The sequence below is a fragment of the Bacillus sp. ABA4_010 genome (assembly GCF_056159105.1).
This window is the reverse complement of sequence record NZ_JBSWUN010000003.1, coordinates 2,656,670-2,669,132: the sequence shown is the minus strand read 5'-3', so window position 1 is coordinate 2,669,132 and position 12,463 is coordinate 2,656,670. Positions and strand designations below refer to the sequence as shown.

Annotated in this window: 8 protein-coding genes and 2 other annotated features; of the genes, 6 read left to right on the top strand and 2 right to left on the bottom strand. The window is 39.8% G+C overall.

Features of this window, described 5'->3' with window-relative positions; genetic code table 11:
* Nucleotides 1–87: 87 nt before the first annotated feature.
* From ACXAEO_RS14400 to ACXAEO_RS14390, 3 genes are all read left to right on the top strand, one after another.
* Complete coding sequence (locus tag ACXAEO_RS14400) at nt 88–942, top strand: carbohydrate ABC transporter permease (protein ID WP_474882219.1); 855 nt, start codon at nt 88–90, stop codon at nt 940–942.
* Nucleotides 939–1,763, top strand: a complete 825-nt coding sequence (locus ACXAEO_RS14395) for a carbohydrate ABC transporter permease (protein WP_474882217.1) — start codon at nt 939–941, stop codon at nt 1,761–1,763. Before ACXAEO_RS14400 ends, ACXAEO_RS14395 begins: the two co-directional genes overlap by 4 nt.
* Nucleotides 1,764–1,855: 92 nt before the next feature.
* On the top strand, nt 1,856–3,820 hold the full coding sequence (locus ACXAEO_RS14390; RefSeq protein WP_474882215.1) for a beta-galactosidase: 1,965 nt from the start codon (nt 1,856–1,858) through the stop codon (nt 3,818–3,820).
* 138 nt (nt 3,821–3,958) lie between these two features.
* Here the strand turns inward: ACXAEO_RS14390 and ACXAEO_RS14385 are convergent, their stop codons facing one another.
* Entirely contained in the window at nt 3,959–5,353 is a 1,395-nt protein-coding gene (locus ACXAEO_RS14385) for a M28 family peptidase (protein WP_474882212.1), read from the bottom strand.
* A gap of 269 nt (nt 5,354–5,622) precedes the next feature.
* Nucleotides 5,623–7,530, bottom strand: a complete 1,908-nt coding sequence (pepF, locus tag ACXAEO_RS14380; protein ID WP_474882209.1) for an oligoendopeptidase F — start codon at nt 7,528–7,530, stop codon at nt 5,623–5,625.
* Between the two features lie 231 nt (nt 7,531–7,761).
* On the opposite strand from pepF, the gene ACXAEO_RS14375 reads away from it, so the two are divergent.
* From ACXAEO_RS14375 to ACXAEO_RS14365, 3 genes are read left to right on the top strand one after another with little or no spacing between them, the layout of a single operon-like run.
* Entirely contained in the window at nt 7,762–9,249 is a 1,488-nt protein-coding gene (locus ACXAEO_RS14375) for a spore germination protein (protein ID WP_474884173.1), read from the top strand.
* A gap of 9 nt (nt 9,250–9,258) precedes the next feature.
* Complete coding sequence (locus ACXAEO_RS14370; protein ID WP_474882207.1) at nt 9,259–10,380, top strand: GerAB/ArcD/ProY family transporter; 1,122 nt, start codon at nt 9,259–9,261, stop codon at nt 10,378–10,380.
* The gene (locus ACXAEO_RS14365; protein WP_474882205.1) at nt 10,377–11,501 is read left to right on the top strand and encodes a Ger(x)C family spore germination protein; all 1,125 of its coding nucleotides are present in this window, start codon (nt 10,377–10,379) and stop codon (nt 11,499–11,501) included. Before ACXAEO_RS14370 ends, ACXAEO_RS14365 begins: the two co-directional genes overlap by 4 nt.
* A gap of 426 nt (nt 11,502–11,927) precedes the next feature.
* Nucleotides 11,928–12,159: a binding site (T-box leader), on the top strand.
* Nucleotides 12,160–12,207: 48 nt separating this feature from the next.
* Nucleotides 12,208–12,441 (top strand) — a binding site (T-box leader).
* Nucleotides 12,442–12,463: the final 22 nt, after the last annotated feature.

Here is a 12,463-nt window from a genome sequence, read left to right as displayed (position 1 = left end):
GGACTGTCATCAAGCTGAAGTTCGATTTGCCAAACTACTCAGGGCAAACGTTTTCATAATAAAAAGTAGTTAGAGAGAAGGATGAGCATGAAAACAAAAGCTTATGTACCTTATTTATTTATCGCTCCGGCTGTGATTTTGTTTGCGATTTTTATGTTATATCCCATTGTCAGTTCCTTTATTTTGAGCTTCCAAACAAATGACGGGGGAGAATTTGTTTTTACAGGATTAGACAATTATAAACGTTTGCTGTCAGATGATATTTTTCTAACAGCATTAAAAAATACGTTCATCATTATGATTATCCAAGTTCCATTAATGTTATTTTTGGCTATTGTGCTGGCAACATTGTTAAATTCGGCCTTATTAAAGTTAAAAGGTTTATTCCGAGTTTCTTTCTTCCTTCCAGCGGTTACGTCGCTCGTAGCTTACTCGATCATTTTCTCAATCATGTTAATGGGCGATGGAATTATTAACACAGCGCTTGGAGCATTTGGAATTGATGCTGTTCCGTGGCTTTCACACCCTGTATGGGCAAAAGCAGCTTTAATTTTAGCGATGACATGGCGTTGGGTTGGTTATAATATGGTCATTTATTTAGCGGCAATGCAAAACATTTCAGAAGAAATGTATGAAGCAGCAAGCATTGATGGAGCTTCTAAAATTCGTCAATTCTTCGCTATTACCATTCCACAATTAAAGCCGGTCATTTTATTTACTGGAATTTTATCAACAATCGGTACATTACAGTTATTTGATGAGCCGTTTACGTTAACAAAAGGCGGTCCGAGTGATTCTACACTGACGATCGGCATGTATTTATATCAAACCGGTTTCCGTTATTTTGATTTTGGCTACGCTTCAACAATCGCTTATGTAATTGTCGTATTAATCGGTATTTTAACATTCATTCAATTTAAAGTGACAGGTGATGACAAATGAAGCAACGGACAGTAATTCAAAAAATAAGCATATATATGGCTTTAATCATCGGTGCCCTTATCTCATTATTCCCGTTTTATTGGGCCGTGATTGGGGCAACGAACGAAAGTGGAAAGATGTTCCAAACGCCACCATCCCTTGTGCCTGGTGATAAATTCATGGAAAACTTGACGAATTTAAATGAATCCATCGGAATTGGACGCGTCATGTTCAACTCGCTATTCGTCTCTGGCACATATACCGTATTAAGCTTAGCTATTTGTACAATGGCGGCATATGCTTTTGCAAAATTTACGTTTAAAGGTCGCGACATCATTTTCGGTATCTTTTTGTTATCCATGATGATTCCGTACCATGCAACCGTTATCCCTTTATTTAAAATGATGGCGGCATTGGAATGGTTAAACACTTATCAAGCCCTTATTCTTCCGAATTTGGCTTACCCGTTTGCCATTTTCTTAATGCGTCAAAACATGCTGGCATTTCCAGATTCATTAATTGAAGCAGGACGTATAGACGGAGCAGGAGAATGGAAAATCTTCTTTAAAATTGTTCTTCCGTCAATGAAGCCTGCCCTGGCAGCGACTGCGATCTTTTTATTCATGTATCAATGGAATAGCTTTTTATGGCCGCTTATCGCCGTTTCGTCAAATGACATGTACACGTTCCCAGTTGCGTTATCGAGTTTGTTCGGTTTATCTCGTATCGACTACGGTCAAGTAATGACAGGTGTAACATTGGCGACAGTGCCGATTATCGTATTTTTCCTTGCCCTGCAGCGCCACTTTATTTCAGGGATGCTTGGAAGTGCAGTGAAGTAATAAAACTAAAGGGGGGCTTTAGTGGAATAAGCTCCCTTTCTATATGAAAAATGAGAGACATACATAGCTATTAAAACAGGAGGAATGAACAAATGTACTTAGGAGTAGATTATTATCCGGAGCATTGGCCGAAAGAAATGATGGACCAAGATTTTGAAGGGATTAAACAACTTGGATCAAATATTATCCGCATTGGGGAATTTGCGTGGCATTTAATGGAGAGCGAAGAAGGAAAATTCGACTTTTCTTTCTTTGACGAAGTCATTGCAAAGGCGAAAAAGCAAGGCATTAAAGTAATGTTCGGTACGCCTACCGCGACATTTCCTGCATGGTTAGCAACTAAGCATCCGTCCATTTTATCAAAAGATGAAAACGGAGTGGCACGTGCATTTGGTGGAAGACGTCAATATTGCTACAACTCAAAAGTTTATCGAGAATATAGTGCACGTATTACAGAAAAGCTTGTGACCCATTATCGTGATGAAGAAGCCATTATCGCTTGGCAAATCGACAATGAGTTTGGGCATGAAGGAAGCGATATGTGCTATTGTGAACAATGTCACAGCGAGTTTCAATTGTTTCTGGAACAAAAATACGAAACGATTGACCAATTAAATGAAGCATACGGCACGATTTTTTGGGGGCAGACATACAATACGTTCAGCGAAATTCCCATTCCGACAAAAACGATTACGGTGCATAACCCGTCTTTACAGCTTGATTGGGCTCGTTTCCGTTCCTATTCACTGAACCGTTATGCGCATGAACAAACAGCTATTGTTCGCAAGTTAAAAGGGGAACACCAGCTTGTCACAACAAATGTATCTGGTGGATTTTTCTCGAAATGGTTTGATCATGAAGAAAATCTTAAAGTAATGGATTTTGTGTCCTATGATAACTATCCGGTGTGGGGTGGCCTTTCTGAACCGGTTCCGCCGGCAGAAATTGCGATGACGCATGATTTTAGCCGTGGGCTGCTTCGGAAAAACTATTGGATCGTCGAAGAGTTGATGGGGGCACAAGGCCATGATGTCATTGGGTACTTGCCGCGCCCGAATCAAGCGAAAATGTGGTCGTATCAAGCATTTGCCCATGGTTGTACAGATATGCTGTATTTCCGTTGGCGCGGGATGACAAAAGGGGCCGAGCAATATTGCTACGGCGTTGTTGGCCACGATAATAAATACGGACGCCGCTACGAAGAAGTGCAGTCTGTATTCAGTGACATCGTCCAGTATGAAAATGTTCTTCAATCGGACATTCAAGCAGATATTGCCGTCTTGTACGATTATGACAATGTTTGGTCATGGCGCTTCCAGCAGCAAAGCGAAGGATTTGATTTTAAAAATGAACTTATGCGGGTATACACACCGTTTTATAAGCTGAATACGCATCTTGATGTCATTTCCGTTAAACAAGATTTCTCCAATTATAAAGTATTGTTAGTACCGGCACTTCAAATTATTGATGAAGAACTTGGCCAACGATTGACTCAATTTGCAGAAAATGGCGGAACCATTGTTTTCACATTCCGCACTGGAATTAAAGACAAACATAATAACATTCATTTTAAACAGACACTTCCAGGTTATGTCCAAGCCATTACAGGTGTTGAAATTCATGAAATTGAAGCCCTTTCTGCAGGGCAACATGTCCCAGTCAAAGGGGTTGGGAAGCAAGAGGGATGTACGGCTTCATGTGAAGTGTGGCGCGATATCTTAACACCGACAACGGCGGAAGTGCTATATGTGTATGACGATGAATTTTATCCACAGGCAGCCGTGACAAAAAACTCATACGGCAAAGGGACGGTATACTACATTGGCGGTGGGATGGAAGAAACTATCCTCGACAAGATTGCTTCTTCTATTGTGCAGGAGCAAGGTATTTGGCATGTTGAGAGCGAAGAAGGATTAGAAGTGTATTGCCGTACAGTCGAGAACGAGCGTTACTATTTCTTGATGAACCATACAGCAACTGCCAAAACGTTTCAAGATATTGAAATGAAACCATTTGAAAGCAAAGTAATTCGAGTAAACGATGAAATGAAAAGTTAATGAATTAACGGTAAAAAGAGCTGTCCAATAAGTCTCTTCTTTATCACGGAAAATTTTTTCAGGCGGCTGACTAAAAAGGGGTGTTTTTGCCTTTTTTTAGTCAGCCACTTTTCGTTCGTTGTGAAGAGGGAGGGAAAATCAGGATTCAAGCTCCCTTTCTTCAAATGGGTATTCTACCGTTTTTGGAGCAACTTTAGCTTTCTTCAAAGCAGGAGTGTCTGGTCGGGCAGCTTGATAAACAGCTGAGCCCACGATTTCGGCTACGTCTTGCAGTTTTTCTTTACTAATTTTATCAATCGTATCTTCTGGTGAATGGTACCATGGTTCCACCGGTGCGTGAATAAATAACGCAGCTGGAATACCGACCATGTGGAATGGCTCATGGTCACTTCGTCCTTCTTGTCCGTAAGCAACAGGCTGTCCATTTAGTCGAGCACCAGCCGAAGCACCAAGATCTGTCACTATATTTTGTTCACCATCAATCGTATACATAATGAGTTCACCAGCATCTTTGCTTCCGACCATGTCCATTTGGAACATCCCGACTGTTCGGTCTCGTTCATCCTCGGTTAAAGAGCCAGCGTATTCATATGAGCCAATTAGTCCGTTTTCTTCCGCACCAAATGTGACAAATCGCAGCTCAGTATCAGTCGGCAACTTCGCCATCACACGTGCCAGTTCTAACGTTACTGCAGTACCAGATGCATCATCATTTGCCCCTGGAGCTTCTTCGACAGAGTCATGATGTGCTCCGACAATAATGATTTGGTTTGTATCTTTGTTTTTCTGACTGGCTGTTTTCTTCGCTTCTACATTGTAGGAAGTGCTTTCCGTTGTTACGGCTCCTTCAATTTGAATAGAGGCTGTTACTCGCTGATTGTTATTTAATTGTGCGATGATCGCTTCACCTTGTTCTTTTGTGAGCGTTAGAGCAGGAACAAAGTTTTCGTCAGGGCCACCTAACGTACCGTTAAGTGCACCTGGAGAATGATTGAAAATAATCACCCCTTTTGCCCCCGCTTTAGCAGCATTGACAACTTTTTCAGCAAACGACAACTCGCCACGTTTAATAAGTGCTATTTTACCGTCCAACTCTATGTTTGCGACATCTTCTGGCTTTCCAAGACCTGCATAGATAACTTCACCTTCCACCTCGCCATTCACACCGTATGTAAATGTATGAACATCCGATAACTCGTCTCCATTTACAGAAAGGGTGAAAACATCAGCATCTTCGTATCCCCAAAAAGTAAACGGTTGTAAGGAAGTTTCGTATCCGTAGGCTTTAAATTGCTGTTGGATATAGTCAACTGCCTTCTTTTCATCCTCGGTTCCGGCAACACGAGGAGATTGAGCGAGCACGTTAACGTGGTTATAAATGTTGTCAACATTTATATGTTTAATCAGCTTATTGTCAAACGCATGTGAAGCAGGAGATGAGGCAGGAGGAGCAGCATAAGCAATGGAACCTCCCATGCTGATACTAGCCGTTAGCATAAGAGATAAAAGCGGTTTTCGAATGAATTTTTTCATGACTATAAAAGACCTCCTTAAATATGTGTTCACTACAAGAATATAAATGAAAGAAAATTCAAACAAGTGTATAGGTACTCAGGTCATTAAACCCAATTGTAAAGAAAATGCCTGTTTATGCCATGAAGTGCCTCTTTCTATCTAGTCTTTTGGTCATTTAATGGATTAAATATAATTAAAAGCATTTTTTGCTCAAAAAAGACCTCTCTGCTTCGTTGATTAAAAAGCAGAGAGGTCTTTTTATATGTCAGAAGAGTGCTGATTGAAAATTAAATCTTCCCTTGTTTTTTTAAGATTTGTTCCATTTCTGTTACAAGCGAATCAAAATAGCTTAATACGTGTTCCACTGGTTTCGTCGAAGTCATGTCTACACCAGCTGTTTTCAGCAATTCAATTGGGTAATTGGAGGTCCCGGCAGCTAAAAAGTCCAAATAGCGTTTTGTCGCTTTGCCTGATCGATCTTCCTGCATTTCCTTCACAAGCTCGAAAGCTGCTGACATGGACGTAGCGTATTTGTAAACATAAAACGGCGAATAAAAATGCGAAATACGTGACCAGCCTACACGTGATAAGTTGTCCACTTGATAAGACGGACCGTGGTATTTTTGAAGAACGTCTGCCCACAGTTTATTTAATCCTTGAGCGGTAAGACTTTCTCCGTTGCGAACTTTTTCATGGATAGTTCGCTCGAACTCTGAGTACATCGTTTGAAAATAAACAGTTCCACGAATCGTGTCAATTTGTTTGTTAATTAAAAACAATTTTTCATCGTCTGTTTTGGCTTTGTTAATCAAATAGTCCATCATCATCAGTTCATTAGCAGTTGAAGCTACTTCGGCGGTGAAGATGGACTGGCCTGCGTAGTGATAAGGCTGTTTTTCGTTTGTGTAGACAGAATTCATCGCATGCCCCATTTCGTGAGCCATTGTGAGCATGTCATTCAATGATCCGTCATAATTGAGCAAAACGAATGGATGTGTATCGTATGTTCCCCAATTGTAGGCACCTGTTGCTTTCTTTTTAGCTGGATAAATATCAAGCCAGCGATTTTGAAATCCTTCGGTGACTCCTTGTACGTACTTTGTTCCGAGTGGTTGAAGCCCTTTAGCAATGGTTGCTTTCGCTTTTTCCAGCGGAAATTTCATACTGTCGGCAATGGATGGATCAACGAGCGGAACGTACATATCATAAGCGTGCACTTGATCCAGCTTTAATACTTTTTTACGCAATTCCACATATCGATGCAGTGACGAACGTTTATCATTCACTGTGGCAAGCAAGTTGTTAAACACACTTTTTGGAATGAAATCACCGGAAAGACTCGCATCTAGTCCAGAATCGTAATGTCTAGCATCAGCAAGCAATTCATCACTCTTTACCGACCCAAATAAGGAAGCGGCTGCTGTATGTTTCAAACGGTCATAGCTTTCAAAAAACGATTGAAAGACTCGTTTTCGATAGTCACGATCTGCGTGTTCCAACTCGGATGTATATGTACTTTCGTTCACTTCCACTGTTTGGCCGTTCGGCCGTTTTATTGTTTCATAGTCAATGTCTCCAACAGATGCGTGGTCATAAATTTTCTCGGATACACCGATAAGGGGCGACAGCTTAGCGAGAAGCGCTTCTTCCTTTTTAGATAATGTATGTGCTTTTTGACTATAAGAAGCCTCCAATTGAAGGGTGTAGTCCTTTAATAAGGTACTTTTTTGTAACTTCTTAAATGTTTCATTTGGAAGAGAAAGAAGTTCTGGTTCTATATAGGAAGCCACTGTTCCGTAATCTGCATATAATTGTTCCGTTATCGCACATAAGTTGGCTGCATGTTCATCTTCAATATTCAAATCTTTCATTAAATGAGCATATAAATACATTTTCTCCATTTTCCGAGCGATTTTCTCATTTAATTGAAAAAGCTGTAAAAGACTTTTTGGATTCTTAAGCGTTCCTTCGTATGTGCTTAATTCCGGGAGAAGCTTTTTAACATATTGTAAATCGTGATTAAAAGCAGATTGAGAACGATAAATATCTGTTAAATTCCACGTATCCTTTTCTTGGCGCTGTTCTATCAATGAAGGGGATTCTGCCCCAAGTACATTGATGGGATACAGTAAGAGAAGAGGAGAAAGTGAGATAGACAGAAGGGTGGCTTTGAATCGAGCAGTGCAATTTTTCATAAAAATCTCCTTCCATTTTTTAGAGTCATCTGTTTGGGTTCAGCTTTCCTCGATTTCTTTCTTTTTATCCGAACTGAAATGGCTAAAAGCATATTTTTTCGGGAAGGGTCCTCCTTCTAACATAAAGAAAGGATAGAAGGGCACTCTACTAGAAATGATGGTTTTAAATGGGTGGAAGATATGAGACTGCTAAAAAGGAACGGAAAGAAAATTGAAAAAGATGAAAAAGTTATGGACCGTATGAATGAAAAAGGATGGTCAACTGAGCAATGGGAACAAAGGTTGAAAGAGCATTTACAAGAAAGCCCGGATTTTACGACTCGAATTGTTCAGCATGAAGGGCAAAGTGTCGCACTGTTCTATTTAACGAATTTGATTACATCGCAGGAATTGAATGACTATATTTTAGACATCATTCAACAAGAGCCCGAACGCTACCAAAACATTGAAGATTTATACAATCAGCTTCCGATTGGCAGTGCCATATTTAGTAATCGTCTTGAAGAGGTAGGGTCTTTTTTAATTGAGGGCTCGGTGTTTATTTATATAGAGGGGATGGAAAAGGGTCTTCTTGTCAATATTGCAGAAAATCTTCAAACAGCTATTGAAAAATCAGAAACGGAATCCAGTATATATGGGCCAAAAATCGCGTTTTCTGATTCTTTATCGACGAATGTTAGTTTAATTCGCAAACGGATAAACGATCCAAATCTTTGTACTGAAAAGTTTATGCTCGGTGAACGAAATGTAAGAGAAGTACGAATTATGTATGTGAAAGACATTGCTGATCAAGAGAATGTACAAACGCTCAGACAAAGAATTCAAGAAATTGAAATTGACGATATTATTGATACGAATGTACTGAACCAGCTTCTTGATGATCAATCGATGTCACTATTTCCACAGCTTGTATCGACGGAACTTCCAGACCGAGTGGCCTATATGCTTATGAAAGGGAAAATTGGGGTGCTTGTAGACAGAAGTCCAAATGCTTTAATCGGCCCCGCTACATTTCTTAATTTTTTTGAGGCGACAGAAGACGTTTACATGCGTTGGAATTTAAGTACCTTCATTCGGGTAATTCGATTTGCGGCCATTTTTATGTCCATCATGTTTACACCAGCCTATGTTGCGGCGTTGACATACAATTACGAAGTGATTCCATCGACATTATTAGTTTCATTAGGACAATCGCGAGCTAACGTCCCGTTTCCGCCAGTTATTGAAGCGCTTATTTTAGAATTCACGCTGGAACTTTTACGCGAAGCGGGTGCGCGTTTACCGACGAAAGTCGGACAAACGATGGGGATTGTAGGAGGAATTGTAATTGGACAGGCAGCCGTAGAAGCAGGATTTACAAGTAATATTTTAATTATTATTGTCGCCATTAGTTCGCTAGGAACGTTTACAGCTCCCAGCTATATGATGGGGACGGTCGTCCGGATTATTCGTTTCCCGTTAATTATTCTTGCAGGAATGTATGGGGGAATTGGCATAATGGTTGGGTTGATTTATGTTTTGATGCATTTATTAACATTAACGAGTTTAGGTCGTCCTTATTTGGCCCCTCTCTATCCATTTCGCGTAGAGGACGTGAAAGATTCCATTGTTCGCTTCCCCCCATCTATGCTGTCTAAGCGACCTGTTACGAATCGCCCTGTAGATTCCAATCGATTTTCTGCAAAGAAAGCGAAACAGAAAAAAGATATTGATGAATAGAGGGATGTTATGAAACGAGGCGAAACTGTCAAGGAAGCGATGTTATTCAATGCGTTTTTCCTTATGTTTATCATGGTGGATATCCAAACAGGTGTCGGCATCGCAGGAGTTCAAAGGGTTATTTATTTAGAGGCGAAGCAGGATGCATGGATTTCCATCTTGATAGCTGGAGTAGCTGTTCATCTAGTATTGTGGCTCATAATTAGTACGCTCAAAAAATATGATGACCACGACTTATATGATATACACAAGGCGCTATACGGACGATGGGTTGGGACTTTTATGAACGTCCTATTTATTCTTTACATGACGGCAGTTTTGTTGTCCATTATTTTGGCATATAGCGAAATTATTCAAGGCTGGATGTTTGATTCAATGCCGACTTGGCTGATTAGTTTCTTTCTAGTGGGGCTGACGGTAAAAGGAACGTTAAGCGGCATTCGAGGAATTGTCGGATTTTGCTTTTTTGCGTTTTTTCTCACTATCTGGCTTCTCATTTTTTTATATGAACCATTACGTTATGCTAACTGGAATTACTTACAGCCTGTGATGGAAGCTTCGCCCAAACAACTTTACAACGGCGCGCTGAAAACGTCGTTTACTTTGCTCGGATTTGAAATTATTTACTTCGTTTATCCGTTTGTGAAAGAAAAACAGAAAGCATTCTCTTATGCAATGGCAGGGGTTGGAATAACTAACTTTATCGTCTTAATTGTTACGGTGGTGGCCATTGGTTATTTCAGTGGGCCACAGCTTGAAAAAACCATTTGGGCTACATTATCGATGTTTAAAATTGTTCGTTTGCCGATGTTGGAACGATTTGAATACATTGCTGTTCCCGTTTGGATGTTAATGATCATGCCGAATTTGCTGTTATACATGTGGGCGGCAACAAGGGGAGTGAAAAAAACGTTCGGCATTACACAAAAAAAGGCTCTTTATATTGTGAGCGCTTTTTTATTTGCGGTTTCTCTTTTCTTTAAACGTAGAGCAGATATTAATATGCTCATCGATCAAGTAGGAAGAGTTGGCTTATATACCGTTTTTATTTACCCTATCCTTTTATTTCTCATCGTTCTTCTAAAAAAGTGGAATGAACAGCGAGCCCAGCAAAAGGAGGGCAGGTCATGACTGCAAAGAAAACGCGAAAGGTAGTTCTTCTTCTCGTCATCTTGTTAAGCGGATGTGTTCAATCGGATCAGCTCGAACGTTTAGGGCTTATTACAGCGGTGGGGTATGACATTGAAGATGAAAAATTGCAGGGAACATATGTTATCCAGCAATTCGACCCAACAAAGCAGGATGTGACTCAAGTCATTACAAACAGTGGGTACACAAGCAAAGGGGTACGCCAAGTGACGAATTTGGAGATGAGCAATAAGGTAGTATCAGGTCAGCTCCGTGTTATATTATATGGACGAGAAATCGCCCAACAAGGATTAATGCCTGTTCTTGATTCACTGAGCAGGGATGCCTCCATTGGGACGATGGTGTATGTTGCCATCAGTGATGACAGCACGGAAAGTATTTTGAAAACAAAGCCGAAAACATCTAATATTGGTCGCTATTTGTATGAGTTGATTGAACATAATATTAAAGGCGAACAATTGATTTCATCCACCTTTCAAGAGTTTATGCAGGCATATTATGACCCTGGACAAGACCCGATTGTACCTTATTTTGAAAAAAAGAAAGGATCAGTTAAAGTTCAAAAGCTTGCATTGCTGCAGTCGGATAAATTGGTTGGCACAATTGCCTCAAGGGAAGGCTTCTACATTAAGATGATTAGAGATAAATTTAAAAATGGCAGTATTGAACTGGAAATCAAAACAGAAAAATTTAAGGATACTATGTTTGAAAAGCCAACGAAAGCAGAGACTGTGTATATTACCATTGACGATATTAGTAGCGGGACCGATATAAAGCTTGCTGATTCAAAAGCTTTAGTTTATGACGTAAAAGTTAAAGCTGATGTAAGGGTGCTCGAAATGTCTGAGCCTGTTTTAGTAGGCGATCCGAAAGTCTTAAAACAATTAGAAAATATATTGAGCGGAGAGATAAAAGAAGAAATGACCGCTTTAATGAAAAAACTTCAGAAAATCAACTCCGATCCAATCGGATTTGGCACCATTTATGACGCAAAAGTTCGCGGTGTAACATTAACGGAAGAAGAGTGGCATAAACAATTTCCAAAAGCGTCGTTTAACGTAAATGTCAAAACTAATATTTTACGGACAGGTGTAATGGATTAATTATATAGTACTTTTAATAAAAAAGCTTGCAATTCATTTCGAAAAAGTGTAAAGTAATAAGGTTGCTTCGGTAATGTATCTTCTTATATTCCTCGAAATGAGTTATTCTGCTATTCTTTAAACTTTCCAATTAAAGAAATATCCATTTTGCTGTGCTTGATTCATACTGGCGCGGTCATCGGAGCCGCGAGGACGAAAGAGAGGTAGGGCTTTCGTTGTTTTGAGCGGCAAAATGAATTGATGAATGAATTAATGATAAATTAATGATATTTTGAATATACAAACGCAAGAGCTACCAGGGCCCGGTAGCTCTTTTTTTATCAACCATTAAATTTTTTTAAATAAAAAGTGTTGACATATTATGAAAAATGACTTTATAATACAAATCATAACAAGCAAACATTAACAGAATTTGGTTACATATATATTCCAGCGTCGAAAGGAAACGAGTAGTGCTGTACCTCCCTGTTTTAGAGAGCTGATGGCCGGTGCAAATCAGCACAAAGGTAAGCATGAATTACAATCCTGGAGCTTCTTTTTCGTAGTAAAGAGTGAATCTTTATGAAGGGAAAGACGGTCGTATGATCGTTAACAATGTTAAGAGGTGAACAATTATGTTCACAACTAGGGTGGTACCGCGATAATCATCGTCCCTACTGGCTAACCAGTAGGGGCTTTTTTATTACCACCTACAATTTCATATACGCAATAAGCAACGAAAGGAAACAAGTAGTGCTATACTTCCCTGTTTTAGAGAGCTGATGGTCGGTGCAAATCAGTACAAAGGTAAGCATGAATTACAATCCTGGAGCTTCTTTCTCGTAGTAAAGAGTGGATCTTTATGAAGGGAAAGACGGTCGTAATGATCGTTAACAACATTAAGAGGTGAACAATTGCGTTCACAATGAGGGTGGTACCGCGGTGAAAAATCGTCCCTGTCGTTTGAAAAATGATTACGACAG

What these genes read in the sequence shown, in the direction of transcription:
- ACXAEO_RS14370 (WP_474882207.1), top strand. Translation starts at nt 9,259, where the DNA reads ATGAAACGAGGCGAAACTGTCAAGGAAGCGATGTTATTCAATGCGTTT.
- ACXAEO_RS14395 (WP_474882217.1), top strand. Translation starts at nt 939, where the DNA reads ATGAAGCAACGGACAGTAATTCAAAAAATAAGCATATATATGGCTTTA.
- pepF (WP_474882209.1), bottom strand. Translation starts at nt 7,530, where the DNA reads ATGAAAAATTGCACTGCTCGATTCAAAGCCACCCTTCTGTCTATCTCA.
- ACXAEO_RS14390 (WP_474882215.1), top strand. Translation starts at nt 1,856, where the DNA reads ATGTACTTAGGAGTAGATTATTATCCGGAGCATTGGCCGAAAGAAATG.
- ACXAEO_RS14400 (WP_474882219.1), top strand. Translation starts at nt 88, where the DNA reads ATGAAAACAAAAGCTTATGTACCTTATTTATTTATCGCTCCGGCTGTG.
- ACXAEO_RS14385 (WP_474882212.1), bottom strand. Translation starts at nt 5,353, where the DNA reads ATGAAAAAATTCATTCGAAAACCGCTTTTATCTCTTATGCTAACGGCT.
- ACXAEO_RS14375 (WP_474884173.1), top strand. Translation starts at nt 7,762, where the DNA reads ATGGACCGTATGAATGAAAAAGGATGGTCAACTGAGCAATGGGAACAA.
- ACXAEO_RS14365 (WP_474882205.1), top strand. Translation starts at nt 10,377, where the DNA reads ATGACTGCAAAGAAAACGCGAAAGGTAGTTCTTCTTCTCGTCATCTTG.